The sequence below is a fragment of the Vibrio genomosp. F10 str. 9ZD137 genome (genome assembly GCF_049974785.1).
Classification (GTDB): Bacteria; Pseudomonadota; Gammaproteobacteria; order Enterobacterales; family Vibrionaceae; genus Vibrio.
Genome location: NZ_JBNGCJ010000741.1, coordinates 1 through 1,633 on the forward strand (window position 1 = coordinate 1; position 1,633 = coordinate 1,633).

2 protein-coding genes are annotated in these 1,633 nt (G+C 43.5%); both read left to right on the top strand.

Annotation, left to right across the window (positions count from 1 at the left end; translation table 11 throughout):
- On the top strand, positions 1 to 727 hold a 727-nt coding region (gene odhB / locus ACP45E_RS17505; protein WP_017037620.1), incomplete at its 5' end, for a 2-oxoglutarate dehydrogenase complex dihydrolipoyllysine-residue succinyltransferase.
- A gap of 189 nt (positions 728 to 916) precedes the next feature.
- A partial coding sequence (locus tag ACP45E_RS17510; protein WP_198927749.1) for an ATP-grasp domain-containing protein occupies positions 917 to 1,633 on the top strand: 717 nt, incomplete at its 3' end.

The following is a 1,633-nucleotide window of genomic DNA, read 5'->3' on the forward strand; positions in this document are numbered from 1 at the left end:
ACCAGCAGTTGAAGCGCCAGCAGCGGCTCGTAGCCAAAAACGCGTGCCTATGACTCGCTTACGTAAAACCGTTGCAAACCGTCTTCTTGAAGCGAAAAACAGCACAGCAATGCTGACTACTTTCAACGAAGTGAACATGAAGCCAATCATGGACTTGCGTAAGCAATACCAAGATAGCTTTGAAAAACGTCACGGCACGCGTTTAGGCTTTATGTCTTTCTATGTCAAAGCGGTAACAGAAGCGCTGAAGCGTTACCCTGAAGTCAATGCATCAATTGATGGTACTGATATTGTTTACCACAACTACTTTGATATTAGCATGGCGGTTTCTACGCCGCGTGGCTTGGTGACTCCAGTATTAAAAGACTGTGATACGCTAGGTTTTGCTGATATTGAAAAAGGCATCAAAGAGCTTGCGATTAAAGGTCGTGACGGTAAGTTAACGGTCGATGAACTGATTGGTGGTAACTTCACTATCACTAACGGTGGTGTTTTTGGTTCACTCATGTCTACGCCAATCATCAACCCGCCTCAAGCGGCAATTTTGGGTATGCACAAAATCCAAGACCGTCCAATGGCTGTTGATGGAAAAGTAGAGATTCTACCAATGATGTACCTAGCGCTTTCTTACGATCACCGTCTCATTGATGGTCGTGAATCAGTTGGCTTCCTAGTGACCATTAAAGAACTACTAGAAGATCCTGCTCGCTTGTTACTTGATGTATAAGTAGAGCAATATGGAGAGCCCGTTTCGACGGTCTCTCCATTTTTACAAATTAAGTATGCTCACACTTAATTTGTATTTTATCGTTTAAGCGATAGATATTTAGAAGCACCCTACGATGTAGACTCAGTATGACTGAAAGTCTAATGGAAATAATAAATCCCTTTAGGGATAAACAAATGGAAATAAACAATGAATTTGCATGAATACCAAGCCAAACAGCTGTTTGCAGAATTCGGTTTGCCTGTACCAGAAGGTTTCGCATGTGATACGCCTCAAGAAGCGTTTGAAGCTGCTGGCCGTATCAGCACAGAGAAAAAAGTTGTTAAGTGTCAAGTACACGCTGGTGGCCGCGGTAAAGCGGGCGGCGTAGAGCTACATGACACGAAAGAAGGCGTTAAAGAGTTTGCACAAAAGTGGCTAGGTAAAAACCTAGTGACTTACCAAACAGACGCTAATGGTCAGCCTGTAACAAAGATCCTAGTTGAAGAAGCATCGAACATTGCTAACGAGCTTTACCTAGGTGCTGTTGTTGACCGCGCAACTCGTAAAATTGTATTCATGGCGTCAACTGAAGGCGGTGTGGACATTGAGAAAATCGCTGAAGAAACTCCAGAGTTGATTCACCAATCTGCGATCGATCCTCTAGTTGGCCCTCAAGCTTACCAAGGCCGTGAATTGGCATTCAAACTTGGCCTAGCTGGCGATCAAATTAAACAGTTCGTTAAGATCTTCATGGGTCTTGGTGAAATGTTCTCTCAGTACGACCTAGCTCTACTAGAAATTAACCCGCTTGTTATTACAAATGAAGGTAACCTTCTTTGTCTAGACGGCAAGATCAACATTGACTCAAATGCAATGTACCGTCAGCCAAAGCTTCGTGAAATGCACGATCCTTCACAAGAAGAC